This is a genomic window from Saccharopolyspora dendranthemae, from assembly GCF_007829955.1.
GTDB classification, from domain to species: domain Bacteria; phylum Actinomycetota; class Actinomycetes; order Mycobacteriales; family Pseudonocardiaceae; genus Saccharopolyspora; species Saccharopolyspora dendranthemae.
Genome location: NZ_VIWX01000003.1, coordinates 462249 through 486510, shown reverse-complemented (window position 1 = coordinate 486510; position 24262 = coordinate 462249). Strand labels below are relative to the sequence as shown.

23 protein-coding genes are annotated in these 24262 nt (G+C 69.7%); 10 read left to right on the top strand and 13 right to left on the bottom strand.

Annotated elements, in window-relative coordinates:
• The first annotated feature begins 2 nt into the window (after nt 1-2).
• The gene (locus FHU35_RS17470) at nt 3-1616 is read left to right on the top strand and encodes a Na+/H+ antiporter (RefSeq protein WP_145740950.1); all 1614 of its coding nucleotides are present in this window, start codon (nt 3-5) and stop codon (nt 1614-1616) included.
• Nucleotides 1617-1730: 114 nt separating this feature from the next.
• Here FHU35_RS17470 and FHU35_RS17465 read toward each other — a convergent pair whose 3' ends face one another.
• Nucleotides 1731-3017, bottom strand: coding sequence for an adenylosuccinate synthase (locus tag FHU35_RS17465; protein ID WP_145740948.1), 1287 nt, complete (start codon nt 3015-3017; stop codon nt 1731-1733).
• Nucleotides 3018-3198: 181 nt separating this feature from the next.
• Here FHU35_RS17465 and FHU35_RS17460 point away from each other — a divergent pair, with 181 nt between their 5' ends.
• The 3 genes from FHU35_RS17460 (at nt 3199) to FHU35_RS17450 (ending at nt 4927) form a co-directional block, all read left to right on the top strand.
• Nucleotides 3199-3822, top strand: coding sequence for a hypothetical protein (locus FHU35_RS17460; protein ID WP_246110376.1), 624 nt, complete (start codon nt 3199-3201; stop codon nt 3820-3822).
• A gap of 153 nt (nt 3823-3975) precedes the next feature.
• Complete coding sequence (locus FHU35_RS17455; protein WP_145740945.1) at nt 3976-4608, top strand: HNH endonuclease family protein; 633 nt, start codon at nt 3976-3978, stop codon at nt 4606-4608.
• A gap of 76 nt (nt 4609-4684) precedes the next feature.
• On the top strand, nt 4685-4927 hold the full coding sequence (locus FHU35_RS17450; protein WP_145740943.1) for a hypothetical protein: 243 nt from the start codon (nt 4685-4687) through the stop codon (nt 4925-4927).
• A 234-nt stretch (nt 4928-5161) separates the two neighbouring features.
• Here the strand turns inward: FHU35_RS17450 and FHU35_RS17445 are convergent, their stop codons facing one another.
• From FHU35_RS17445 to FHU35_RS17430, 4 genes are all read right to left on the bottom strand, one after another.
• On the bottom strand, nt 5162-6250 hold the full coding sequence (locus tag FHU35_RS17445) for an FUSC family protein (protein WP_246110375.1): 1089 nt from the start codon (nt 6248-6250) through the stop codon (nt 5162-5164).
• Nucleotides 6251-6396: 146 nt separating this feature from the next.
• The gene (locus FHU35_RS17440; protein WP_145740941.1) at nt 6397-6807 is read right to left on the bottom strand and encodes a DUF3151 domain-containing protein; all 411 of its coding nucleotides are present in this window, start codon (nt 6805-6807) and stop codon (nt 6397-6399) included.
• A gap of 91 nt (nt 6808-6898) precedes the next feature.
• Nucleotides 6899-7933, bottom strand: a complete 1035-nt coding sequence (gene fbaA, locus FHU35_RS17435; RefSeq protein ID WP_145740939.1) for a class II fructose-bisphosphate aldolase — start codon at nt 7931-7933, stop codon at nt 6899-6901.
• Nucleotides 7934-8138: 205 nt separating this feature from the next.
• Nucleotides 8139-8417, bottom strand: coding sequence for a YciI family protein (locus tag FHU35_RS17430; protein ID WP_145740937.1), 279 nt, complete (start codon nt 8415-8417; stop codon nt 8139-8141).
• Between the two features lie 93 nt (nt 8418-8510).
• Between FHU35_RS17430 and FHU35_RS17425 the strand changes: the two genes are divergently transcribed.
• The 4 genes from FHU35_RS17425 to FHU35_RS17410 all read left to right on the top strand — a co-directional run bounded on the left by FHU35_RS17425 (nt 8511) and on the right by FHU35_RS17410 (nt 11326).
• Entirely contained in the window at nt 8511-9080 is a 570-nt protein-coding gene (locus FHU35_RS17425; protein ID WP_145740935.1) for a SigE family RNA polymerase sigma factor, read from the top strand.
• 98 nt (nt 9081-9178) lie between these two features.
• The gene (nagA, locus tag FHU35_RS17420; protein ID WP_425474156.1) at nt 9179-10333 is read left to right on the top strand and encodes an N-acetylglucosamine-6-phosphate deacetylase; all 1155 of its coding nucleotides are present in this window, start codon (nt 9179-9181) and stop codon (nt 10331-10333) included.
• A gap of 56 nt (nt 10334-10389) precedes the next feature.
• Nucleotides 10390-10575, top strand: a complete 186-nt coding sequence (locus tag FHU35_RS17415; RefSeq protein WP_145740931.1) for a hypothetical protein — start codon at nt 10390-10392, stop codon at nt 10573-10575.
• A 79-nt stretch (nt 10576-10654) separates the two neighbouring features.
• Nucleotides 10655-11326 carry a DedA family protein gene (locus FHU35_RS17410; RefSeq protein WP_145740929.1) on the top strand — a complete coding sequence of 224 codons (672 nt, stop codon included), beginning with the start codon at nt 10655-10657 and terminating at the stop codon, nt 11324-11326.
• A gap of 134 nt (nt 11327-11460) precedes the next feature.
• Here FHU35_RS17410 and FHU35_RS17405 read toward each other — a convergent pair whose 3' ends face one another.
• The 5 genes from FHU35_RS17405 to FHU35_RS17385 form a co-directional block, all read right to left on the bottom strand.
• The gene (locus tag FHU35_RS17405; RefSeq protein WP_145740926.1) at nt 11461-12105 is read right to left on the bottom strand and encodes a TrmH family RNA methyltransferase; all 645 of its coding nucleotides are present in this window, start codon (nt 12103-12105) and stop codon (nt 11461-11463) included.
• Nucleotides 12102-12644: an orotate phosphoribosyltransferase gene (gene pyrE / locus FHU35_RS17400; protein ID WP_425474151.1), complete on the bottom strand. Its 543-nt coding sequence runs from the start codon at nt 12642-12644 to the stop codon at nt 12102-12104. Before pyrE ends, FHU35_RS17405 begins: the two co-directional genes overlap by 4 nt.
• A gap of 18 nt (nt 12645-12662) precedes the next feature.
• Entirely contained in the window at nt 12663-13436 is a 774-nt protein-coding gene (locus tag FHU35_RS17395) for an SDR family NAD(P)-dependent oxidoreductase (protein ID WP_145740924.1), read from the bottom strand.
• A 54-nt stretch (nt 13437-13490) separates the two neighbouring features.
• Nucleotides 13491-14189 (bottom strand): type III secretion system chaperone family protein, encoded by a 699-nt coding sequence (locus tag FHU35_RS17390; protein WP_342788513.1) that lies wholly within the window; start codon nt 14187-14189, stop codon nt 13491-13493.
• Between the two features lie 109 nt (nt 14190-14298).
• Nucleotides 14299-14919 carry a TetR/AcrR family transcriptional regulator gene (locus tag FHU35_RS17385; protein WP_145740919.1) on the bottom strand — a complete coding sequence of 207 codons (621 nt, stop codon included), beginning with the start codon at nt 14917-14919 and terminating at the stop codon, nt 14299-14301.
• 94 nt (nt 14920-15013) lie between these two features.
• On the opposite strand from FHU35_RS17385, the gene FHU35_RS17380 reads away from it, so the two are divergent.
• Nucleotides 15014-16219, top strand: a complete 1206-nt coding sequence (locus tag FHU35_RS17380) for an MFS transporter (protein WP_145740917.1) — start codon at nt 15014-15016, stop codon at nt 16217-16219.
• 119 nt (nt 16220-16338) lie between these two features.
• On the opposite strand, the gene clpB is transcribed toward FHU35_RS17380, so the two are convergent.
• Nucleotides 16339-18924: an ATP-dependent chaperone ClpB gene (gene clpB, locus FHU35_RS17375; RefSeq protein WP_145740915.1), complete on the bottom strand. Its 2586-nt coding sequence runs from the start codon at nt 18922-18924 to the stop codon at nt 16339-16341.
• A 224-nt stretch (nt 18925-19148) separates the two neighbouring features.
• Between clpB and FHU35_RS17370 the strand changes: the two genes are divergently transcribed.
• Nucleotides 19149-20726 (top strand): alanine/glycine:cation symporter family protein, encoded by a 1578-nt coding sequence (locus tag FHU35_RS17370; RefSeq protein WP_145740913.1) that lies wholly within the window; start codon nt 19149-19151, stop codon nt 20724-20726.
• A gap of 98 nt (nt 20727-20824) precedes the next feature.
• Here FHU35_RS17370 and FHU35_RS17365 read toward each other — a convergent pair whose 3' ends face one another.
• On the bottom strand, nt 20825-21691 hold the full coding sequence (locus FHU35_RS17365; RefSeq protein ID WP_145740910.1) for a YceI family protein: 867 nt from the start codon (nt 21689-21691) through the stop codon (nt 20825-20827).
• Between the two features lie 116 nt (nt 21692-21807).
• Nucleotides 21808-24246, bottom strand: a complete 2439-nt coding sequence (locus tag FHU35_RS17360; RefSeq protein ID WP_222429429.1) for an MFS transporter — start codon at nt 24244-24246, stop codon at nt 21808-21810.
• Between the last annotated feature and the right edge of the window lie 16 nt (nt 24247-24262).

Sequence of the window (24262 nt, the reverse complement as noted above, 5' to 3'; positions counted from 1 at the left end):
GAGTGGTTCAGCTGATCCTGGTTCTGATCGGGGCGCTGCTGGTCACGGCCTTGGCGCGGAGCCGGGAGATCGCGGCGCCGCTGCTGCTGGTGGCGGTCGGGATGGCCGTGTCGCTGGTGCCCGGGCTCGACGAGCTGCGCATCGAGCCGGAACTGCTGCTGACCGTCGTGCTGCCACCGCTGCTGTACGCGGCGGCGCTGGACAGCTCGTTCACCAACTTCCGGGCCCGGATCCGCCCGATCGTGCACCACGGCGTGCTGCAGGTGATCGCCACCTCGTTCGTGCTGGGCTGGATCGCGTTCATGCTGATCCCGGACCTGCCGCTGGCCTCGGCGATCGTGCTCGGCGCGGTGATCGCACCGCCGGACGCGGTGACGGCGGCGGCGATCGGGCGCCAGCTCAAGCTGCCGCGCCGGGTGATGACGGTGCTGGGCGGCGAGAGCCTGATCAACGACGCGGCGGCGCTGACGATCTACCGGATGGCGGTCACCGCCGCGGCGGGCACCACCCCGACGCTCGGCCAGGGCATCTGGGTGTTCGCGCTGGCCGTGGTGGTCGGGGTCGTGCTGGGCCTGGGCTTCGGGATGCTCGCCCAGCTGGCCCGTCAGCACATCCCGGACGTGCAGGTCGCGACGCTGCTGGGCGTGCTCGTCCCGTTCATCGCCTACCTGACCGCCGAGGAGCTCAACGGCTCGGGAGTGCTCGCGGTCGTCACCGCCGGCCTGTACGTGGGCCACAACCTGCCCCGGGCGCGCGCTGCGGGACGGCTGCAGGAGCACACCGTGTGGGCGGCGATCAACCTGCTGCTGGAGAGCCTGGTGTTCGCCTACATCGGCCTGCAGCTGAAGTCGGTGGTCTCCGAGGTGCTGGACTCCGGCCGACCGGCGGGCGGGATCCTGCTGGCCACCCTGCTGATCCTGCTGTCCGCGATCGCGTTCCGGGTGCTGTGGATGTTCGCCTCGAACTACCTGCCCGGCGTGTCCCACCTGCTCGCGAGTGCACTGCGACCCGGCAGCAGGTGGCGGCGCACGACGGTGCTCGGCTGGGCGGGGATGCGCGGCGTGGTGACCCTGGCGGCGGCGGGCGCCATCCCGTTCACGACGGAGAGCGGCGCTCCGCTGCCCGGCCGCGAGGTCATCCAGTTCGTCGCCGCACTGGTCACCGTCGGCACGATCCTGCTGCAGGGCACCACGCTGCCGCCGCTGATCCGCCTCCTGGGGGTCACCGACCCGGAGGAGGCGCGCAGCGACGACCAAGCGGAGGCCGAGGCGCGCAGGACCGCCACGAACGCGGCTCTGGCCTACCTGGACGGGCTGACGCCGGCGGAAGCCGGGTGCGAGCGCCCCGCCCTGGACCGGATGGTCTCCCGGATCCGGGACCTGGTCGAGCACCAGGGCCTGGCCGCCGCCGAGCAGGTGGGGCGCACCCCTGCCGAGCGCGCCGACACCTCGACGAGGACGTTCTCCGAACTGCGGCGCGACATCATCGAGGTGCAGCGCTCGGCGATCGCGGACGAACGCGACGCGGGCAACCTCGACGACGAGGTGCTGCGCCGCGTTCTCCGCGAGCTCGACCTGCAGGAAGCGGCCTTGGAAGGCTCCTGGCGGAACCGGTGAGGGAAGTTCTCATGAAAACTTCCACCCTCGTGAGTGGTGGGAGTTCTCACGGGAACTTCCGTACCCGTGGGGTGAGGGAAGTTCTCATGAGAACTTCCCCCTCTTTCGCACGGGTCAGGCCATCGTGTGGCGCACGATCGTCTGATCGCGCCCCGGGCCCACGCCGACCGCCGACACCCGGGCACCGGAGAGCTCCTCGATGCGCTCGATGTAGGCCCGGGCGTTGGCGGGCAGGTCCTCGAAGGTGCGGCAGTCGCTGAGGTCCTCCCACCAGCCCGGCATCTCCTCGTACACCGGAACCGCGTGGTGCACGCCGGTCTGGGTCATCGGCATGTCCTCGACCCGCTCGCCGTCGACGTCGTAGCCGACGCAGATCGGGATGCTCTCCAGGCCGGAGAGCACGTCGAGCTTGGTCAGGAAGTAGTCGGTGATGCCGTTGACGCGGGTCGCGTAGCGGGCGATCACCGCGTCGAACCAGCCGGTGCGCCGCGAGCGGCCGGTGGTCACGCCGAACTCGCCGCCCTGCTTGCGCAGGGCCTCGCCGGCCTCGTCGGTCAGCTCGGTCGGGAACGGACCGGCTCCGACGCGCGTGGTGTAGGCCTTGAGGATGCCGATCACCGCGTTGATCTTCGTCGGGCCGACGCCGGAACCGGCCGAAGCACCACCGGCGGTCGGGTTCGACGAGGTGACGAACGGGTAGGTGCCGTGATCGACGTCGAGCAGGGTGCCCTGCGAGCCCTCCAGCAGCACCGTCTCGTCGCGCTCCAGCGCCTTGTTGATCAGCAGCTTGGTGTCGGCGATGCGACCGGCGAACTTCTCCGCCTGCCCCAGCACGGTGTCCACGACCTCTTCCGCGTCGATGGCGCGGCGGTTGTAGACCTTGACCAGGATCTGGTTCTTGATGTCGAGGGCGGCCTCGACCTTCTGGCGCAGGATCTTCTCGTCGAGCAGGTCCTGCATCCGCACGCCGACGCGGGCGATCTTGTCCTGGTAGCAGGGGCCGATGCCGCGGCCGGTGGTGCCGATCTGCTTCTTGCCCAGGTACCGCTCGGTCACGCGGTCGATGGCCACGTGGTACGGCATGATCAGGTGCGCGTCGGCGGACAGCAGCAGCCGCGAGGTGTCGACCCCGCGCTCCTCCAGCCCGGCGAGCTCCTCGAGCAGGACGCCCGGGTCGACGACGACGCCGTTGCCGATCACGTTCGTCACACCGGGGGTGAGGATCCCCGACGGGATGAGGTGCAGCGCGAAGTCCTGCCCGTCCGGGAGCACGACGGTGTGTCCCGCGTTGTTGCCGCCCTGGTAACGCACGACCCACTGCGCCTGCTCGCCGAGCAGGTCTGTCGCCTTACCCTTGCCTTCGTCGCCCCACTGGGCGCCGATCAGCACGATCGCCGGCATGTGAAACTCCAACCTGGACTGGGTGGTCGCCAGCGTGACCGCACGCTTCGCCCGCGCCCACCACGGGGTATGCCGGTCGATCAGGGTAAACCAGGAGCAAAACGTGAGTACCACCGCATTGTCCTGCGGAAACGTTGATGGCGCAGCGCGTCCGGCCGGTGACCGTGCGCAATGGCACGAAGTGTCCGCCGCACCGGGTCGTCACGAGGTCGATCCGCTGCTGGCAGAAGCAACCGATCGGGTGGTCGTGCACGGCACGGACATGGACCTCGCAGCGGTCGTGCTGCGGCTGCTGCGCAAGGAGCGGCTGACCGAGCTGGCGGTCGGGTACGTCCCGGTGGCCGACTCCCCGGTGGCGCGGCTGTGGGGGCTGCGCGCCGGCGATTTCGAGCGGGCGCTGAGCGCTTCGCCGCGACCCGTGCCGCTGATCAGGGACGACTCGGGCGGAATCCTGCTGGGAGAGGGCGTGATCGCGCCCATCACCGGGCAGGCCTACTGCGACGACGAGCAGGTCCTCAACGGCGCCGCGCAGAGCCTCGTGGTCTCGCCCGACCCGGACGCCGCGCCGCTGCCGGACCCGACGGCCGACCCGCTGAACCACACGATCGAGCCCGCGATGGACGGTCTGCGGGTCACCACGACCCGCCGCGGCCTGCTCCGCCGCCGGACCGGCGTGGCGCGCGGCAGGGCGTTCCAGGCGTCGTTCCGGTCCACCACCGTGCGGCACGACGGGACCGATCACCCGCGGCCGATGGAGAAGTGGGTCTGGTACCGGCACACCGAGGACCTCAACCTGGCTCGCTGATCACCGAGTGTGTGGAATTCACATTTCACCTACCTCTATCGGTGGCGACTTCACGCCATGTCACCTTCCGGCCACTCCGCGGCATTGAATCGGCCACCCGCGTGGGCAATCGTCGTTCTCAAGCACGCGATCAAGCCCACCGCGGAGGAAGCCATGACACGTTCGTTGCGCACCACCCTCGCCGCGCTGCCGCTGGCCGGACTGATCGGGCTCGGACTGGCCGTGCCGGCAGGCGCCGAGCCGCCGGGAATCCCCGACCCGGCCACCGCCAAGACCCAGCTCGGTGAGCTGACCGTCGCCGCCGAGGGCTCGATGGACGGCTACGACCGGGAGAAGTTCCCGCACTGGAACGAAGGTTCGGACGGCTGCAGCACCCGTGAAGCGGTTCTCAAGCGGGACGGCGACGACGTCGAGGTCGGCTCCGACTGCTACCCGACCTCGGGCAGCTGGTTGAGCACCTACGACGGCGAGACCTGGACCCAGCCCTCCGACCTGGACATCGACCACGTCGTGCCGCTGGCCGCCGCGTGGCGCTCCGGTGCCGCCGAGTGGACGCAGGAGCAGCGCCAGGCCTTCGCCAACGACCTGGAGGGACCGCAGCTCATCGCGGTCACCGACAACGTCAACCAGGAGAAGGGCGACCAGACCCCGGAGACCTGGATGCCGCCGGCCGCCGACTACCACTGCACCTACGCCTCGATGTGGGTCGGCAGCAAGCACAAGTACGAGCTGACCGTCACCGAAGCCGAGAAGGGCGCCCTGCAGACGGCCCTCGACGGCTGCTGACGGGTTCCTGCGAGAACGGGCGTCTCCCGGCGTGGAGATGCCCGTTCTTCGTTGCGGGGGAAGGCATACTGCGGGCATGGGCGACTTGCGCACGACGCTGACCGCACCGCCTGGCGGGGTGATGACCGACGAGGTCGGCGTGATCACCGGTGACCTGGAACTGGCGACCGCGTGCGAGGACGGCACCGTGCGGGTGTGGATCCGCTACTCCGGCGCCGAGGAGTGGTACCGGCTCTCGGCCGCCGACTGCGCGCTGCACGACCCGCGCGACCACGAACCGCTGCACGCGTCGCTCGCCGCGGTGCTGAACCGGCCGTAGTCCGCCTTCCGGCGCCCGCCGGACCCTCGGAAGCCGTGTTGCGGAACGCGACGGGAGCCGCTGCCTCAGGTGTGGGACTCAGCTGGCACCGCCGCGGGTTCTGATCGCCTTCGTGGCGAGTACGCCGGGACGCCGTGTATTGGCATACATCAGGAGCGGCGCACGGAGTCCACGAAGGCGATCAGGTTCCGCTACCCGCACCGCCACGCAAAGCAATTCATCAACACTTCCTAGCTAGTCCTCTGCCGGGTGCAGCGGCGGTAGGACCGCGACGGCCTCGGCGCGGGTGAGGCCTGACGCCTGCAGCAGATCGACCGCGATCGAGCGGACCTGCAGCACCACGACCTGCATCGAGAAGTCACCTTCGCCGAGGAGCTCCACTGTGGACTTCGTGGCGACCGAGCGGGCGGCTTCCCTGGCCTGCAGCGGATCCTTGCCGCTGGCCAGCTCGTCGCGCAGCAGCACGACGGTGCCCGCGAGCTCCTCCAGCATCCCGGGCAGCGGCCGCGGCACGGGTTCACCGTCGCGCAGCGCGGCCAGCGCCCGCCGGGCCAGCACGCGGGTGTTGCGCAGCGCGCGATCGATCGGCGTGGACGCGGTTTCGTAGCGGTCGAGGTCGCGGCGCCTGCGCCAGCGGATCGGCGCGAACCTGGCGATCTCGGCCCCGCCCTCCAGCGCGGTGCGGAACTCCTCGACGGCCTTCTGGCTCTTGCGCGCGTCGGCCAGCACGTCCGAGGCCATCGACACGTCCTGGTGCGCGATGGCGGTCGCGATCCCGCGCAGCGCGTCGGTGAGCGCGCCGAGCACCACGCGCCCGTGTCGATGGGCGACGGCGAGCGGGTTGGCGGGCAGCAGCGCGGCCACGACGAAGCCGACGAGCCCGCCGACGGCGGCGTCGATCATCCGGGTCGGCCCACCACTCGTCGCCGGCGGCAGCAGGGTCGCGACCAGAACCGATGAGGACGCCGCCTGCAGCACGATCACGCCGCCGCTGTCCAGCAGCACCGCTGTGGACATCGCCAGCGCCACGACCAGCGCGATCTGCCAGGCACCGGTGCCGATCACCGAGATCAGCACGTCGCCGACCCCGATGCCGATGCTCACTCCGACGACCAGTTCCAGGGCCCGTCGCATCCGCTGCCCGAGCGAGACGCCCAGCGAGATCACCGCGGCGATCGGGGCGAAGAACGGCGCGACGTGGCCAACGATGTCGTGCGCGAGGAACCAGGCCAGCCCGGCCGCCACCGCGCACTGCACGATCGGGGTTCCGGAGCGCAGCAGCCGGCGCAGCCTCCGGCTCAACTCCTCACGCAAGCGGTGCACGACCCCATCCTCCGCCACAGAAGAACCCGCACGCCCCGACCCCACCACCGAGTGACTCGACAACCGCCGGATCGCGCGGGCGATGCCTGCGGTTGTCGGGCCCCGGCGGCGAGGCCGGGGGTGAACCCCGAGGTCGAGCGGGTGGGTCAGGCGAGATCGGTGGCCTCGAGGGAGGCCGGGTCGCTGTCCTCCAGGAGCTGGCGGCAGCGGTCGAACTCCTCGGTCTCGCCGATGGCGCGGGCGGCCTTGGCCAGGGCCGCGACCGAGCGGAGGACGCCGCGGTTGGGCTCGTGGCGCCACGGGACCGGTCCGAAGCCCTTCCAGCCCGCGCGGCGCAGGGCGTCCAGGCCGCGGTGGTAGCCGGTGCGCGCGTACGCGTAGGCGGCGATGTGCTCGTCCCTGCCCAGGGCGTTCTCGGCGAGCGTCGCCCAGGCGGCGCTGAACGCCGGGTGCTGCGCCGCGACCTCAGCGGGGTCGGTGCCTGCGTCCAGGGCACCCTGCGCCTCCGGGCTCTCCGGCAGCAGCGTCTCCGGCGGCTCCAACAGATTCCTCGTCATGACCCAATCCTCGCACTAGGAGCTGCGATGACGATGGTCCGTCCACCCACCGGGCGGACGGACCATCGTCGTTGCTAGCGGAACCGGAGGATCAGCCGGCGATCATGCGGCCTGCGGACTTGAGGACCTCGCAGCCCTGGGCGACGCGAGCGGCCATGGCCTGCTCGGCGACCTTGAGGTAGCTGCGCGGGTCGTAGGTCTTCTTGTTGCCGACCTCGCCGTCGATCTTCAGCACACCGTCGTAGTTCTTCATCATGTGGTCCGCGATGGGCCGGGTGAAGGCGTACTGGGTGTCGGTGTCGATGTTCATCTTGATGACGCCGTAGGTGAGCGCCTCGTGGATCTCCTCCAGCAGCGAACCGGAACCGCCGTGGAAGACCAGGTCGAACGGCTTGGAACCGGCGGCCAGGCCCAGCTTCTCCGACACCACGTCCTGACCCTGCTTGAGGATCTCCGGGCGCAGCTTGACGTTGCCCGGCTTGTAGACGCCGTGCACGTTGCCGAAGGTCGCGGCCAGCAGGTACCGGCCCTTCTCGCCGCTGCCCAGGGCCTCGACGGTCTTGATGTAGTCACCGGCGGCGGTGTAGAGCTTCTCGTTGATGTCGTTGGCGACGCCGTCCTCCTCGCCACCGACGACGCCGACCTCCAGCTCCAAGACGATCTTGGCCTTGGCCGACTGCTCCAGGAGCTCCTGCGCGATCTGCAGGTTCTCGTCGAGGTCGATCGCCGAGCCGTCCCACATGTGCGACTGGAACAGCGGGTTCTCGCCGCGGTTGACCCGCTCCTGGCTGATCTGGATCAGCGGCCGGACGAAGCCGTCGAGCTTGTCCTTCGGGCAGTGGTCGGTGTGCAGCGCGATGTTCACCGGGTACTTGTCGGCGACGACGTGCGCGTACTCGGCGAGCGCGGTGGCACCCGTGACCATGTCCTTGACCTTGGTGCCGGAGGCGAACTCCGCGCCACCGGTCGACACCTGGATGATGCCGTCACTCTCGGCCTCGGCGAACCCGCGCAGCGCCGCGTTGAGCGTCTCCGACGAGGTCACGTTGATCGCTGGGTAGGCGAACTCACCGGTCTTCGCCCGGTCCAGCATCTCCGTGTAGACCTCGGGGGTCGCGATGGGCATCGGTCATCCTCCTCAGATGGAGTTCGGTCGTGAAGACACGAGATCGCGCAGCATCCTAGAAACCCCTGCGCACCGTTGGCGGCGCGGCGGGGCAGGTACCACTCTTTCGCGCGTCACAGTGCCCCAGCGGTGTTGTTTTGAAAAGTTGGTGCAAGGATTCAGAAAACGATCCTGTGCACATACTCACACGACCGAGCGCCCGCTTCTACAGCCACGCGCCGGTGACGATCTCCCACTGGCGGATGGTGGTCGAGGCCAGCACTCCCGCCTTCGCGTACGGGTCGGCCGCGAGGATCTCCCGCAGCTCGGTCTCGTCGGCCACCTCGTAGACGATCTGCGCGCCCGCGCCGTCGGTGTAGGGGCCACCGGCCAGCAGCGTGCCCTTCGCCGCCAAGCCCTTCGAGTACTCGCGGTGCTCCGGCCGGACTTCCAGCCGCTTGTCCTCGTCCGGGCCGTAGACCAGCTCGACGACGAACCTCGCCATGTGTGCCTCCGTGGTGGCGTTTTCAACGATCAGCACCGACGCTAACCCGAACCCGGCACGCGCCCCCATCCTCGCCCGGTAGGTTCTCGGATCATGGGCGGTGAATCGGAAGGGATCGAGCGCAGCGTCGAGAAGACCTTCGGCACGCTGCGGAAGCTGGACGGCGTCCACCGGGAGACCCAGCAACCGCTGTCCCTGGAGGACATCTACAAGCAGCAGCGGATGCGCATGGTCCGGCTGGCGATCCTGCTGGTGGACGACATCAGCAGCGCCGAGGACGTGGTCCAGGAGGCCTTCACCGGGCTGTACCGGAACTGGTCCGGGCTGCGCGACGCCAACGCCGCGATCGCCTACCTGCGCACGGCGGTCGTCAACGGTTCCCGCTCGATGCTGCGACGGCGCAAGACCGCCCGCGAGTACCAACCGCCGCACCAGGCCAACGCGCGCTCCGCGGAGTCGCTGGCGATGCTCACCGCCGAGCACCAGGCGGTCGTCGACGCGCTGGGCAAGCTGCCGCGCAGGCAGCGCGAGGTGCTGGTGCTGCGCTACTACGGGAACCTGTCGGAAGCGGAGATCGCCGAGTCCACGGGGGTTTCCAAGGGGACGGTCAAGTCGACCGCCAGCCGCGCGCTGGAGGCGTTGCAGAAGCACATCGGCGGCTGACCCGAAACCGCGCGGTGCTGCCGCGACGGGGTGAGAAGTTGCGGATGAGCCGCACAACACCGATTTTGGTGTAGACCAATGCTCGCGCGTGGCGGAGGATCGTAGGTGTGAACACTGCCGAACTGATCCTCACCGGCGCGCGAGTCGTCACCCCGGGCGGAGTCGCACGACCGGGCTGGGTGCGGGTGTCCGCGGGCAAGATCGCCGCCGTCGGCGACGGCGCCGTCCCACAAGGCCCGGCGATCGAGCTCTCCGGGCGGTGGCTGGTGCCCGGCTTCGTCGACGTCCACTGCCACGGTGGCGGCGGGGGCTCGTTCACCTCGCTCGAACCCGAGCAGACCGAGACGGCGGTGGCCCACCACCGGGCGCACGGCACCACGACGATGCTGGCCAGCCTGGTGTCCGCGCCGATCCCGGAACTGGTCAAGCAGATCGCCACCCTGGCCGAGCTGACCGCCTCGGGCATCGTCGCCGGTGTTCACCTCGAAGGACCGTTCCTCTCGCACGCCCGCTGCGGCGCGCACGCACCCGAGGCGCTCCGCTCGCCCGAGCCCGACGACGTGCGCCAGCTGCTCGACGCCGGCCGCGGCACGGTCCGGATGGTCACCCTCGCCCCGGAGCTCCCCGGCTCGGTGGAGGCGGTCCGGCAGCTCGTCGACGGAGGCGCGATCGCAGCCGTCGGGCACACCGACGCCGTCGCCGAGCAGGTCCTGGAGGCCGTCGACGCGGGCGCGACCGTGGCGACCCACCTGTTCAACGGCATGCGCCCGCTGCACCACCGCGAACCAGGACCCGTCGGCGCGCTGCTCGACGACGAGCGGGTCAGCGTCGAGCTGATCTGCGACCTCGTGCACCTGCACCCGACGGTGGCGCGGCTGGCCGCGACCCACGCCGGCGCGGACCGCACGATCCTGGTCACCGACGCCATCAGCGCCACCGGAGCAGGGGACGGCACCTACGAGCTGGGCGCGTTGCCGGTGACCGTCGTCGACGGCGAGCCGCGGCTGGCCGACGGATCGCTGGCGGGCAGCACGCTGACCATGGACGCGGCCTTCCGCAACCTGGTGCGCGACTGCGGCCTGTCCGTGCCCGCCGCCGTCGCGGCCACCGCGACCAACCCGGCTCGGCGGCTCGGTCTGACCGACGTGGGCGAGATCCGCGAGGGAGCGGACGCGGACCTGGTGGTGCTCGGCGACGACCTGGACCTGCAGGGCGTCATGCAACGCGGCCAGTGGCTCACCTCGCCCGCCTGACCTGGCGGTTCACCGATTTCCGGTGATTGTTGCCGACGCCTGGTTAGGGTCGGGGGATGACCGGCCGGGATACCGAGGACACGCTGTCCGCCGCACTGCGGGCGCGGGCGAGCGGCAGTCCCTCGTCGTCGCAGCGCGCGCGACGTCCGAATCCCGTGCCGGCGCTGCTCTTCGTGATCGTTCTGGGACTTCTGGCCGGACTCATCGCGGCGAGCATCACGATCGTCTACCCCATCGGGTGATCACAGGTGTGCGCTGGGTTGATGTCCGATTGCTCTCCCGAAGTCCGGGCACACCGGCGTCACGGTACCGTTGGCAAGCGTGACGACCGAATTCGCCGCCGCGGCACAGCCCGCGCTCGCTCTGCTTCCGGATTGGCTGAATCCGGAGAACATCGTCTCTGGTCTGGGCCCGTTCGCGCTGATCGGCGTCTGCCTGATCATCTTCGCCGAGTGCGGCCTGCTCATCGGGTTCTTCCTGCCGGGTGACTCGCTGCTGTTCGTGACCGGCCTGTTCGTCGCCACCGGTTCGATCAACACGCCGATCTGGCTGGTCTGCGTGCTGCTCGCGGTGTGCGCGTTCGTCGGGAACGTGACCGGGTACTGGATCGGGCGCAAGGTCGGCCCGGCGATGTTCAACAAACCCGACTCGAAGCTGTTCAAGCGCGAGCACGTGGACAAGACGCACGCCTTCTTCGAGAAGTACGGCGCACGCGCGATCATCCTGGCCCGCTTCGTGCCGATCGTCCGCACGTTCATCACGGCCGTGGCCGGCATCGGTCAGATGGACCAGAAGAAGTTCTTCAGCTTCTCGGCCATCGGCGGCGTGGCCTGGACGCTGAGCATGACGCTGCTCGGGTTCTTCCTGGGCAACATCCCGTGGATCCGGAACAACATCGAGTCGATGGCGATCATCATCGTCGTGATCTCGATCGTCCCGATCATCATCGAGTACATCAAGGGACGCCGCGAGAAGGCCCGCGAAGCAGCCTGACGCACCCTTCCAGAAGAGCCGGGCACCCCACGAGGATGCCCGGCTCTTTCGCGTGAAATCCCAGTTTTAGTCCAAACCGAGGACCCTTCGCGCCCGAAATGTCCGCTCAGTTAGGACTAAAACTGGGGACTGCCTCACCAGGACTGGGTGAGGTCGGCGTGTTGCTGGATCCAGGTGTGCATGACGACGCCTGCGGCGACGCCCGCGTTGATCGAGCGGGTGGAGCCGAACTGGGCGATGGACACGACCAGGTCCGCCTCGCGGCGGGACTCCTCGTGCAGGCCCGGCCCCTCCTGCCCGAACAGCAGCACGCAGCGGCGCGGCAGCTCGGCACGCTCCACCGGGATCGCGCCCGGTGCGTTGTCCACCGCCACCACGGCCAGCCCCTCGTCCCGCGCCCACGCGCTCAGCGACTCGACGTCCGGGTGGTGGTGGACGTGCTGGTACCGGTCGGTGACCATCGCACCGCGCCGGTTCCACCGGCGACGGCCCACGATGTGCACGGCTCTGGCCAGGAACGCGTTGGCGGTGCGCACCACGGTGCCGATGTTGTGGTCGTGCTGGAAGTTCTCGATGGCCACGTGGAACTCGTGCCGCCTGCGGTCGAGGTCGGCCACGACCGCCTCGCGCTTCCAGTAGCGGTAGTGGTCGACGACGTTGCGCCGATCGCCGTGCTCCAGCAGCTCCGGGTCGTAGCGCTCATCGTCCGGCCAGGCGCCCTCCCACGGCCCGACGCCGACGCTGGTGCCCCACTCGGTGGGCCCGACGTCCTCGCTCACGCCAGTCCGAGGTCGGACAGCCCCAGCAGAGTGCGGTAGGGCAGGCCCGCTTCCTCGATCGCCTCGCGCGCACCGGTGTCCCGGTCGACGACGGTCGCCACACCGACCACCTCGGCACCGCCTTCGCGCAGCGCCTCGACGGCGGTGAGCACGCTGCCCCCGGTGGTCGAGGTGTCCTCCACCGCCAGCACCCGTCTGCCGGTGACGTCCGGTCCTTCGATCTGGCGCTGCATCCCGTGGGCCTTCGCGGCCTTGCGCACGACGAAGCAGTCCAGGCCGGGTCCGTCGGCGTGCATCATGGCGGCGGCGACCGGGTCGGCGCCCAGGGTGAGGCCGCCGACGGCGGTGTAGTCCCAGTCAGCGGTGATCTGCCGGAGCAGACTCCCGATCAGCGGGGCCGCCTGGTGCTGCAGGGTCGCCCGGCGCAGGTCCACGTAGTAGTCGGCCTCCTTGCCGGAGGACAACGTCACCTTGCCGTGCACCACCGCGAGTTCCTTGACCAGACGGGCCAGTTCGGAGCGCTGCTTCTCGTTCACCACGAGGCTTGAGGATAGTTCTCAGGTCCGGCCGGGGACGGTGCGGGTGACCACCATGCGCTGCAGCTTCTTCGGGAGCAGCCGCCCGACCGCGACGAGCGCCTTGTACTGGGCGCCCGGGACCGACACCGGTTTGCCCGCGCGCAGATCGGCGAGCGATTCGTGCACCACCTGGTCGGCCTGCAGCCAGAACGCGCGCGGCAGCTTGCTCATCTCCAGGCCCGCGCGCTCGTGGAACTCGGTCTGGGTGAAGCCGGGGCACAGCGCCATGACCCGCACGCCGGTGCCGGTCAGCGACGTCGCCAGCCCCTCGGAGAGCGCGATCACGTAGGCCTTGGTGGCGGCGTAGGTGGAGCCGGAGACGGTGAAGAAGCCGGCCACGCTGGCCACGTTGACCACGTCGCCTCGCCCGCGCTCGCGCATCGCCCCGACCGCCGCGTGGGTCAGCTCCAGCACGGCCGCGACGTTGACGTCCAGCTGCCGCTGCAGCACGTCGGGCGTCAGGTCCCAGAACGCGCCGTTGGTGCCGAACCCGGCGTTGTTGATCAGCACGTCGACCGGCTTGGCCGGATCCGCGAGGCGCTTCGCGACGGCGGCGCGCTGCGCTGCGTCGGACAGGTCGGCGGCCAGGACCTCGACCCGCACGTTGTGCCTGGTCTGCAGTCGGTCCGCGAGCTCTTCGAGCCGTTCGGCGTCACGCGCGACCAGGACCATGTCGTGGCCCTCGGCGGCCAGCCGACGGGAGTAGGCGCGGCCGATGCCCGCGGTGGCACCGGTGACGAGTGCGGTAGGCATGAGCCGAACCTACCCGGTCTCGTCAGCGGAGCGGGACGCGTGGTGACCAGGCTCCTACTGGATGTGCTCGGAGGGCTCCTCGGCCTCGTCCTGCGCCTTCGCCTCGTTGGGATCGCTGTCGAACGGGTCGACGAGGTCGGCGAGATCGCCGAGGTCGCGCAGCAGGCGTTCCAGGCGTGCCGGGTCCGCGTCGGCGGGGTGCATCGCGGCCAGCACCCAGTCGTTCTCCAGCCACACCACGGTGACGTCCTGGCCGATCTCCTCGGTGGCGTCGACCAGGTCGGCGGTGACCAGCGGGCGGGCCGCCGCGACCTCGGTGACGAAGGCGTAGCGCGAACCGACCGGGCCCAGCAGGTCCAGCCCGGTGTCCTGGGGGACCGGCACGTCCGGGAGCCACAGCTCGATGGTCGCCGGTGTGGTGCGGCGGCAGCGGACGCCCACCAGGACCGCGACGTTCTTGCCGCCGGCCTCCAGGTCCAGCACGTAGACCTGACGACGCCCGTCAGCGGTGAACGTCGAGCCGGCGACGACGTCGGTCGCGCTGCTCGTCCCGTACTGGGCGAGCACGCCGCGCTCCCACCGCGTCGGCAGGACGCGGTCGACTTCGGCGAACTGCCAACCGCGCAGCGCCGCCCAGCGGCGCCGCTCCCGGTTGTTCGACGTGCGCTGCGACCGGTTGGAGATCAGCAGCGCCACGCCGGCGACGATCGCGACGACGGCGACGAGGAACCAGAGCCACGCAGGTATGCCCACACGGGGCAGGGTAGTCCGAACATCGCGGAACTCGAAGATCACCTGGGCATCCGAATGCGAACCGCTCGTTCGGTTGACCTTGACGTGCGAAAACCGGATCGCGGCGAGATCACTCGGCGCGGTTGTCGCACAACGCGCGCCACTCGGCGGCGCCGGGAGCGGGACCGCGCAGCGCCGCCCCTTCCGATCGCAGCCCTTCCAGGACGAGGCCGAGGTAGCGGGTGCGCAGTTCGGCACGTCGCGATTCGCTGGTCGGCAGCGACGGGTTGAGGTGCTTGAACAGCAGCAGGATGTCGGTCCAGTCGACGTCGGAGCGGAGCTCACCGGCGCGCTGGGCGTCCTCGACGAGGACTTCGATCAGTTCCGCGACCTGCTGCTGCAGGCCGCGGAACTCGGCCGAGAAGGCGTACCGCTGCTCCAGCTGCGGCAGCACGGTGCCGATGCCCGAGCCCTCCCGCATGCAGCGGTGCATGAACCGGCTCAGCGCCCGCCACGGATCACCTTCCTCGGCGCGTGCCGCCTCCGCTTCGGCGATCACCAGGCGGAACGCGGCGATGCGCACCTGCTCGACGAGTTCGTTCTTGCTCGGGTAGCGGCGGTAGATGCTGGCCACGCCGACCCCGGCGCGCTGGGCGACCTCGGTGATCGGGGCCGACATCCCGTGCTCGGCGAACACCTCTCGCGCGGCTCGGATGACCGCGTCGTCGCGCCCGATCGCTGCTGTGGCCATAGCCACAAGGCTACGCCGCGCGGAATGGTTCGTTCCGCTAAGAGGTTGTCGTTCTCCGGAGCCCATCGGACCCGATCGAGCGCAGAGGAACCCCATGACGACCGAACTGGTTCGCCCCCGCCTCCAGCGCGAGCGAGGACTTTCACGTTCCGGCTCGTTCTGGCTCATCGGTGCCGTCTACGCCCTGTTCCTGATGGCCTCCACCGCGCCGTCCCCGATGTACTCGCTCTACCAGCAGCGATGGGGCTTCACCAACACCGTGCTGACGGAGGTCTTCGCCTCCTACTCGGTGGCGATCCTGGTGGCGCTGCTGCTGTGCGGATCGCTGTCGGACCACATCGGGCGGCGCCCGGTGCTGGTGGGCGCGCTGCTCGTGGAGATCGCCGCGGTGCTGGTGCTGGCGCTGGCGTCCGGGGTCGGCTGGCTGTTCGCCGGTCGCGTCCTGCAGGGCTTGGCGACCGGTGCGGCGACGAGCGCGATCAGCGGTGCGCTGCTGGACTTCCAGCGGCCGGGGACCAGCAGGGGTTCGCTGCTCAACGGCGTCGCCGCCGCGCTCGGCATGGCAGGCGGGTCGCTGCTGTCCGGTGTCCTGGTGCAGTTCGCCCCGGGACCGATGGTGACCACGTACCTGCTGCTCGCGTTCGGTTTCGCGGTGGCGGTCCCGCTCGTGCTGGCGATGCCGGAACCGGTGCTGGAGATCAGCTCGCTGCGCGAGGCGCTGCGGCCCCGCAGGCCCGTCGTGCCCGCCGGGCAGGGCGGCCGGTTCGCGCTGATGTCGACCATGGTGCTGGCCTCGTGGACCGTCGGCGGGATGTTCATGTCGCTGGCCCCGTCGGTGGCCAAGGGCATGGTGCACGACAACCCGAGCCTGATCAGCGGACTGCCGGTGGCGGTGCTGGCGGGTGTCGGCGGGCTCACCCAGCTGCTGCTGGCGCGCTGGCCCGCCGCGCGGGCGGTGCGCGTCGGCGCGGCGCTGATGATCATCGCGCTCGCCGGGGTCGCGGCCGCGGTCGTCTCCAGTCACGCCGACCTGTTCTTCGCGGCCGCCGCCGTGCTCGGCATCGGCTGGGGGCTGATGTTCATGGGTGCCTTCCGGATGCTCACCGGACTGGCAGCGCCGCACCAGCGGGCGGGCACCGCGGCGATGATCTACGTCGTCGCCTACCTCTCCGCCACGGTCCCCGCCGTCGTGCTCGGCTACATCAGCACGGTCACCAGCCTGACCACAGCGGCGCTCGTCTTCACCGCCGCAGCCGCGCTCTTCGCCGCCCTCGCCGCGATGTCCACCTACCGTCGCTGAACCTCCCGGGCAAATCCCAGTTTTAGTCATAACTGAGCCGACATTTCGGACATGATCATGGCTCGGTTTGGACTAAAACTGGGATTTGCCCAGGTCGTCGTCGACTCGCGCGCGTGTCGTCAGCCGGTGGCGTCGACGGTGAGGGAGTCGTTGTCGTCGGTGACGTCGATGCGGACCTTGTCGCCTTCCCGGATGTCGCCCGCCAGGAGCTTGCGGGCGAGCTGGTCGCCGATGGCGGACTGCACCAGGCGGCGCAGCGGACGAGCGCCGTACACCGGGTCGAAACCGTTGAGCGCGAGCCAATCCCGGGCCGCCGGCTGGACGTCGAGGGTCAGCCGCCGCTGCGCGAGCCGCTTGGCCAACCGGTCCACCTGGATGTCCACGATGGACGTGAGCTCCTCGGTGTTGAGCTGGTGGAACACCACGACGTCGTCGAGCCGGTTGAGGAACTCGGGCTTGAAGTGCCCGCGCACCGCCGACATCACGGCGTCGTCGCGGTCCCGATCGCTCAGGTTGGGGTCGGCCATGACCTGCGAGCCGAGGTTGGAGGTCAGCACCAGGATCGTGTTGCGGAAGTCGACCGTGCGGCCCTGCCCGTCGGTGAGCCGCCCGTCGTCGAGGACCTGCAGGAGCACGTCGAAGACGTCGGAGTGGGCCTTCTCCACCTCGTCGAACAGCACCACCGAGTAGGGCCTGCGACGGACCGATTCGGTGAGCTGACCGCCCTGGTCGTGCCCGACGTAGCCGGGCGGGGCACCGACCAGGCGCGCCACCGAGTGCTTCTCGGAGTACTCGCTCATGTCGATGCGGATCATCGACCGCTCGTCGTCGAACAGGAATCCGGCCAGCGCCTTGGCGAGCTCGGTCTTGCCGACGCCGGTCGGGCCCAGGAACAGGAACGATCCGGTCGGCCGGTCGGGGTCGGCGACACCGGCGCGGGTGCGCCGGACGGCGTCGGAGACCGCGCGCACCGCCTCGTCCTGACCGACGACGTGGGCACCGAGGGCGTCCTCCATCCGCAGCAGCTTGGTGGTCTCGCCCTCCATCAGGCGCCCGGCGGGGATACCGGTCCAGGCGCTGACCACGTCGGCGACGTCGTCGGCGGTGACCTCCTCCTGCAGCATCGCCTTGCGCTCGGTCTGCGCTCGGGTGGCCGACTCCAGGTCCTTCTCCAGCGCCGGGATGCGCCCGTAGCGGAGTTCGGCGGCCTTGCCGAGGTCGCCGTCGCGCTCGGCGCGCTCGGACTCGCCGCGCAGCTGCTCCAGCTGGGTCTTGAGGTCCCGGACCTTGTCGATGGACTCCTTCTCCTGCTGCCAGCGCGCGGTGAGCCCGGAGAGCTTCTCGCGCCGGTCGGCGAGTTCGGCGCGCAGCGAGGCGAGCCGCTCGACCGAGGCCGGGTCGGATTCCTTGGCCAGCGCCATCTCCTCGATCTCCAGCCGCCGCACGGCGCGCTCGACCTCGTCGATCTCCACCGGCCGCGAGTCGATCTCCATCCGCAGCCGGGACGCGGCCTCGTCGACCAGGTCGATGGCCTTGTCCGGCAGGAATCGCGCGGTGATGTAGCGATCGGACAGCGTCGCGGCGGCCACCAGGGCGCCGTCGGTGATCCGGACGCCGTGGTGGACCTCGTAGCGCTCCTTGAGCCCGCGCAGGATCGCGACCGCGTCCTCCGGGCTCGGCTCGCCGACGAGCACCTGCTGGAAGCGCCGTTCCAGGGCGGCGTCGGTCTCGATGTGCTCGCGGTATTCGTCGAGCGTGGTCGCGCCGACCATGCGCAGTTCACCGCGCGCCAGCATCGGCTTGATCATGTTGCCCGCGTCCATCGCGCCCTCGCCGGAAGCACCGGCGCCGACGATGGTGTGCAGCTCGTCGATGAAGGTGATCACCTGCCCGGCGGAGTCGGTGATCTCCTTGAGCACCGCCTTGAGCCGCTCCTCGAACTCGCCGCGATACTTGGCGCCCGCCACCATCGAACCGAGGTCGAGCGAGATGACCCGCTTGCCGCGCAGCGATTCGGGCACGTCGCCTGCGATGACCCGCTGGGCGAGCCCTTCGACGATGGCCGTCTTGCCGACGCCGGGTTCGCCGATGAGCACCGGGTTGTTCTTGGTCCGCCGGGACAGCACCTGCACGACGCGGCGGATCTCGGCGTCCCGGCCGATCACCGGGTCGAGCTCGCCGGCGCGGGCCCGCTCGGTGAGGTCCTGGCCGTACTTCGCCAGCGCCTGGTAGGTGCCTTCCGGGTCCGGGCTGGTCACGCGCGCGGAGCCGCGCACCTCGGTGAAGGCCTCCCGCAGGGCGTCGGGAGTGGCGCCGTGCTTGCGCAGCAGGTCGGCGACGCGACCGCCCTCGGCGGCGAGCCCGACCAGCAGGTGCTCGGTGGAGACGTACTCGTCACCCATCTCGGTGGCGAGGCGCTGCGCGTGGGTGAGCGCTTTGACGGACTCGCCGGACAGCTGCGGGGCGCCGACGGTGCTGCCGGTCGCGGCGGGCAGCGAGTTCATCAGCGATTCGAGCTCGCGCCGCACGTCGGCGACCTCGGCCCCGACGGCGGCGAGCAGGGGCGCGGTCAGCCCGTCCCCCTGGGCCAGCAGGGAGCCGAGCAGGTGGGCCGGAGCGACGTCCGGGTTGCCCGCCACCGTGGCGGCCTGGACCGCGGAGGAGATCGCCTGCTGGGTCTTCGTCGTGGGGTTGAACGCGTCCATTCCTCACCTCTGCCGGTTTTGCGCCTGGTCATCCCACTTGTCGGCGCCAGACTCCACACGTCCAACGTAACAAAAGTTGAGCCGGTTCCGCTCAAGCCTCGTTCGCGCGATTTTTCGTTTTTCACGACGTGTCAGCGAAAGGTGCGACCAATCGGGCGAAAAGTCGACATATTGTTACGCTACGTACTTGCTTTGGATCACGTCACTCGCTTGGCTGATGCGCCATGACATACACCTTGGCGGCACCGCCACCGGATGGCGAACTCATCCTCGCGGCCGACGCCGGCCCACTCGCCCGCATCGAGGACACCATCAACAACGTCTTCACGCCGATCTCGGAGGGTTTCTCCGGGTTCGTGTTCGGCGAGATCACCGTCCTAGGCGTGACCTTCCCGTGGATCGTGGCCTGGCTGGTGATCGCCGCGACGGTGTTCACGCTGGCCTTCGGCTTCGTCCAGATCCGGAACTTCAAGCTCGCCGTCGACCTGGTGCGCGGCAAGTACACCAGCAAGGACGAACCGGGCGAGATCAACCACTTCCAAGCGCTGGCCTCGGCGTTGTCCGGAACCGTCGGTCTCGGCAACATCGCCGGTGTCGGTGTCGCCGTGACGGTTGGTGGCGCCGGTGCGACCTTCTGGATGATCCTCTGCGGTCTGCTCGGCATGGCGACCAAGTTCGTCGAGTGCACCCTCGGCGTGAAGTACCGCGAGATCGACTCGAACGGCGTGGTGCACGGCGGTCCGATGCACTACCTGCGCAAGGGCCTCGCCGAGCAGATCCCCAACGCCTTCGGCCGCGGTCTGGGCAAGGTGCTCGCCGTGCTGGCGGCGATCATGATCCTGGCCTTCGGCATCGGCGGCGGCAACATGTTCCAGGCCAACCAGACCTTCGCCCAGGTGCGCGACATCACCGGTGGCGATGACGGCCTGCTCGGCTCGGACGGTGCCGCGCTGATCTTCGGCATCGTCCTGGCGATCATCGTCGGCTCGGTCGTGGTCGGCGGCATCAAGTCCATCGGCGCGGTGACCAGCAAGCTGGTCCCGGCGATGGCGATCATCTACGTCCTGGCCTCGCTGACGGTCATCGGCGTCAACATCACCGCGGTGCCGGACGCGGTGGTCACGATCGTCCAGGGCGCGTTCACCCCGGAGGCCGGCTTCGGCGGTCTCATCGGTGTGCTGATCGTCGGCTTCCAGCGCGCCGCGTTCTCCAACGAGGCCGGTATCGGCTCGGCGCCGATCGCGCACTCCGCGGTCCGCACCCAGCACCCCGCCACCGAGGGCCTGGTCGCGCTGCTGGAGCCCTTCATCGACACCGTCATCATCTGCACCATGACCGCGCTGACCATCGTCATCGCGCAGCCGCAGCTGTGGGTCGAGGGGCAGAAGGCGGTGCTGGCCGGCGGTGAGGAGCCGGACGGCGTCACGGTGACCTCCGAGGCGTTCGCCAGCGTCCTGCCCTGGTTCCCGTACGTGCTGACCGTGGCGGTCGTGCTCTTCGCCATCTCCACGATCATCACCTGGGGCTACTACGGCCAGCGCGCGTGGCTGTTCCTGTTCGGCAACAACTCGGTGAGCCGCAACCTCTACAACGTGGTGTTCTGCCTGTTCGTGGTCATCGGTTCGGTGCTGAGCCTGGGCAGCGTCATGGACTTCACCGACGCCGTCCTGTTCCTGCTCGCCCTGTTCAACATCATCGGGCTCTACATCATGATCCCGGTGGTCAAGAAGGAGCTGGCCGCCTACAAGGCCAAGATCCGCTCCGGCGAGGTGCGCAAGGTCGACGAGAAGTCCGGAGTCTGATCCCGGACCGAACGCGAAGGAGCCGTGCGCACCCCCGACGTGCGCACGGCTCCTCCTTCGTGGAGCGGTCGAGCCAGCCACAGCAGACCGCTCCTCGCTCATCCCTCCTCGTGCACCGCCTGGATGTCGATCTGCACGCGGAGTGTGGTTCCGACGGCCGCGATGCCGCTCTTGAGCGACTGGCTGAAGCGGACCGCGAAGTCGTCGCGGCGGAGCTGCGCGACCGCCGACGCCGAAGCGCGGGTGCCGCCCCACATGTCGGCGCCGACGCCGTCGAACCGGGTGTCCAGCATGACCGGCTTGCTGACGCCGAGCATGGTGAGCTCACCCGCCAGGTCCCACTTGTCACCCCCGCGCGGGCGAAGCCCGGTGGAGCGGAAGCTGATCTCCGGGTGCTCATCGACGTTGAGGAAGTCCCCGGAGCGCAGGTGGTCGTCGCGCATGGTGTTGCCGGTATCGATCGTGTCGGCCGTGATGCGAGCTTCGACCAGCGAGTTCTCGATCGGGTTGCCGATCCGCACCTCGCCGGAGAACTCGTTGAAGCGGCCGTGGATGCTGCTCAGCCCCAGGTGCTTGGCGGTGACCTGGATCGAGGAGTGGATCGGGTCGATCCGCCACAGCCCGGGCGCGGGCAGGTCCGCGCCGCCGACGCGGCGGACCTCCACGTCGCCGAGGCCGGCCGTGGCGCCCTCGTGCACCAGGGTGGTGCGGGCGACGGGCTCGTGACCGATGGCGGTGACGATCGCGGTGTAGGCGCCCGCGGGGAGGCCGGTGACCACCACCGAGCCCTGCGCGTCGCCCTGCGCCCGCGCGACCTGCGCACCGCCACCGTCGATGACGGTGAGCACCGCCTCCGGCACCGGCCATCCGTCGCTGCCGCGCACCGACGCGGTCACCGCTCCAGAGCCCCGAGCTGACCCGGTCTGGCCGTTGTCAGCCGCGGCCTGCGGTTGGCCGAGATCCATCTGAGAACACTCCTTTGAAGCAGAGCTGGTCATGATCTTGCTCGGCGGGCGGGCCGACGTCCAGTCGTTCCCGCCCGCCGCAGCGCGACCGTGACCTACGGGTGGTGCGAGCGCGATCAGCCTTCGGGGTAGCCCAGGTCGACGTCGTGCGACGTCTCCTGGCCCGTCAGCCGCAGCGAACCCGCGACCGGCGGGTAGCCGCTGGCGATCACCGTGTACTCGCCGTCGGGCAGGTCGGTGAAGTGGTAGTTGCCGTCGATGTCGGTGGTGCCCGCGGCGACCACCGCGCCCGATCCGTCCAGCAACGTCACTCGCGCGTCCGGCACGGGCACGCCGAGGTTGGCCGACCGGATCACGCCGCTGAGCTGCGCGCCGGTCTGCAGCGCGACGTCGAGCCGCACCCGCTCCCCGTCGGTGACCACGATCGGGTGGGCCACCGGGCGGTATCCGTCGGCGGTGACCGTCAGGGCGTAGGAGCCGCCGACGAGGTCGGAGAAGCCGTAGTCGCCGTCGGCGTCGGTGGCGTTGGTGGCCACGACCTCACCGCGCACGTCGGTGAGCACCGCCATCGCGCCGGGGACGCCGACTCCGCCGACGTGCACCAGGCCGCTGAGCTCACCTGCGCCCAGCAGCTGCACGTCGTGCCGCACCGGGCGGTCGGAGACGACCACCATCGACGCGGTCGGCTGGTAGCTGCCGCCGGAGGCGATCAGCACGTAGGTCCCGCCGTTGTCGACGCTGAAGTGGAACGCGCCGTCGTTGTCAGTGCGAGCCCTCTCCACCTGGCGCCCGTTGGCGTCGGTGAGCGTCAGCACCACGCCCGAGACCGGGGTGCCGATGGAGTCGTGGACGACCCCGTGCACGACGCGCTGAGCCTGCTCGTGACCGTCCATGAACCGGCCGGTCAGCGCCGCCCCGTTGGAGGCGAACGACGGGATCGACGGCTCGGTCCACGGGCTGGCCTGCGCGGAGTTCACGTGCGCGCCGTTGTGCCTGCCGTTCTCCCGGCCCTCTTCTTCTGCGGCCACTGAAGCCGTCTCCCTTTCCTCGTTGCTCTCGATCGTCGTCCGCAAGGGCTTCTCGCGGATGAACAGCACCGCGACGAAGGTGACCACGGAGATGCACGCCGAGATGAGGAAGATGTCGCCGATGGCATCCCCGTACGCCGCGCGGACGATGGTCTGGATCGGCCCGGGAAGGTGTCCCACGTCCAGTGATCCGGTACCGCCACCTGCGGCCGCGGCCTGGGCCGCGCCGGGGATCTTCGCCAGGCCTTCCATGATGTAGTCCTGAACGCGGGTGGCCAGCACAGCTCCTAGCACCGACACACCAGCCGAACCTCCCAAGGTGCGGAAGAAGGTGACGACGGAGGTCGTCGAGCCCATGTCCTTGGCGCTGGTGGCGTTCTGCACCGCCAGCACCAGGTTCTGCATGAGCATGCCCACTCCGGTGCCCATCAGGAAGAGGAAGACCCCCATGAGCACCAGGTTCGTTTCGTGATTGACGGTGCTCAGTAGCCCCATCGCAATGATCATCACGATCGAGCCGCCCACGAGGAACGGTTTGGTCTTGCCGGTGTACCGGGAGATGACCTGACCGCTGACCGTGGACGAGATGAACAGGCCGCCGACCATCGGCAGCGTCATCAGGCCCGCGGTGGTGGGGCTGAAGCTGCGCGCGATCTGGAAGTACTGCCCCAGGAACACCGCGCCGCCGAACATGGCGGTGCCGACCGCGACGGTGCCGAGGGTGGCCATCGTGACCGTGGGGTTGCGGAACATCTTCAGCGGCACGATCGGCTCGCTGTGCTTGGACTCGATGATGACCGCGATGATCAGCGCGACTATGCCGCCGCCGACGAAGTAGCCGGTCTCCGGCGAGAGCCAGTCGAAGTTCTTGCCGGCCAGCGAGACCCAGATCAGCAGCAGCGAGACGCCGCCGACCAGGAACAGCGCGCCGAACCAGTCGATCTTCACGTCGCGCTTGATCACCGGCAGCTTGAGCACCCGGCCGAGCACGATGAAGGCGATGACGGCGATCGGCACGGTGACCCAGAAGCACCAGCGCCATCCCAGCCACGGGGTGTCGACGATGACGCCGCCGACCAGCGGGCCGCTGACGGTGGCCACCGCGAAGGTGGCGCCGATGTAGCCGCTGTAGCGACCGCGCTCGCGCGGCGGGACCATCGCCGCGATCACGACCTGGATCAGCGCCTGCAGACCGCCCATGCCGATGCCCTGCAGCGCGCGGAAACCGATCAGGGTCTCCATCGACTGCGCGAACCCGCCGGCCACCGAGCCGACGGTGAAGATGGTGATCGCGATCTGGTACAGCAGCTTCTTGCTGAACAGGTCGGAGAGCTTGCCCCAGAGCGGGGTGGAGGCCGTGGAGGTCAGCAGCATCGCCGTGACGACCCAGGTGTACTGCCCCTGGGTTCCGTGCAGGTCGGCGATGATCCTCGGCAGCGCATTGGACACGATGGTCGAGCTGAGGATGGCGACCAACAGCGCCAACATCAGGCCCGACATGGCCTCCAGGATCTGGCGGTGCGACATCGCCTGGTCCTGGGCC

Excerpts from the sequence above, each read along its gene's own strand:
- FHU35_RS17465 (WP_145740948.1), bottom strand. The coding sequence starts at position 3,017 with ATGCCGGCGATCGTGCTGATCGGCGCCCAGTGGGGCGACGAAGGCAAG.
- FHU35_RS17455 (WP_145740945.1), top strand. The coding sequence starts at position 3,976 with ATGACACGTTCGTTGCGCACCACCCTCGCCGCGCTGCCGCTGGCCGGA.
- FHU35_RS17450 (WP_145740943.1), top strand. The coding sequence starts at position 4,685 with ATGGGCGACTTGCGCACGACGCTGACCGCACCGCCTGGCGGGGTGATG.
- FHU35_RS17440 (WP_145740941.1), bottom strand. The coding sequence starts at position 6,807 with ATGACGAGGAATCTGTTGGAGCCGCCGGAGACGCTGCTGCCGGAGAGC.
- fbaA (WP_145740939.1), bottom strand. The coding sequence starts at position 7,933 with ATGCCCATCGCGACCCCCGAGGTCTACACGGAGATGCTGGACCGGGCG.
- FHU35_RS17430 (WP_145740937.1), bottom strand. The coding sequence starts at position 8,417 with ATGGCGAGGTTCGTCGTCGAGCTGGTCTACGGCCCGGACGAGGACAAG.
- FHU35_RS17425 (WP_145740935.1), top strand. The coding sequence starts at position 8,511 with ATGGGCGGTGAATCGGAAGGGATCGAGCGCAGCGTCGAGAAGACCTTC.
- FHU35_RS17415 (WP_145740931.1), top strand. The coding sequence starts at position 10,390 with ATGACCGGCCGGGATACCGAGGACACGCTGTCCGCCGCACTGCGGGCG.
- FHU35_RS17395 (WP_145740924.1), bottom strand. The coding sequence starts at position 13,436 with ATGCCTACCGCACTCGTCACCGGTGCCACCGCGGGCATCGGCCGCGCC.
- FHU35_RS17385 (WP_145740919.1), bottom strand. The coding sequence starts at position 14,919 with ATGGCCACAGCAGCGATCGGGCGCGACGACGCGGTCATCCGAGCCGCG.
- FHU35_RS17380 (WP_145740917.1), top strand. The coding sequence starts at position 15,014 with ATGACGACCGAACTGGTTCGCCCCCGCCTCCAGCGCGAGCGAGGACTT.
- clpB (WP_145740915.1), bottom strand. The coding sequence starts at position 18,924 with ATGGACGCGTTCAACCCCACGACGAAGACCCAGCAGGCGATCTCCTCC.
- FHU35_RS17370 (WP_145740913.1), top strand. The coding sequence starts at position 19,149 with ATGACATACACCTTGGCGGCACCGCCACCGGATGGCGAACTCATCCTC.
- FHU35_RS17365 (WP_145740910.1), bottom strand. The coding sequence starts at position 21,691 with ATGGATCTCGGCCAACCGCAGGCCGCGGCTGACAACGGCCAGACCGGG.
- FHU35_RS17360 (WP_222429429.1), bottom strand. The coding sequence starts at position 24,246 with ATGTCGCACCGCCAGATCCTGGAGGCCATGTCGGGCCTGATGTTGGCG.